Annotated in this window: 1 pseudogene; it reads left to right on the forward strand. The window is 74.1% G+C overall.

The features are described from left to right. A pseudogene (locus RM479_RS27485) lies at positions 1-281 on the forward strand (MauE/DoxX family redox-associated membrane protein); the annotation flags it as partial. Positions 282-313: the final 32 nt, after the last annotated feature.

A 313-nucleotide genomic window follows, 5' to 3' on the forward strand; every position in this document is an offset into this window, starting at 1 on the left:
TCTACGCCGTGCGCGTCGACGGACCTCGGCGCACCGCCGTGCGCTCGGTCGTGCTCGATCGGGAGAACGGTCGCGTCATCGCCTCCTTCGGCGCGATCTCCAGCCGGGAGCTTCAGGGGCCGCCGCGTCGTCTGCCCGGGCCGCGTCAGGCGGCGCGTCTGGACGCCGAACGCCGTGACGAGGCCCGGGCCGCCGCGAGCCTCGACGAGGCGAGGGAACATCCCCTGGGGCGTTCCGGCACCTGGCCCAGCGAGGACCTGGAGGCGGAGGTCACCGGGTGACCGCTCGTGGGACCCGGTCTCAGCCGAGTTTC

Origin of the sequence: Nocardiopsis lambiniae (assembly GCF_031845465.1) — a bacterium.
Taxonomy (GTDB): domain Bacteria; phylum Actinomycetota; class Actinomycetes; order Streptosporangiales; family Streptosporangiaceae; genus Nocardiopsis; species Nocardiopsis lambiniae.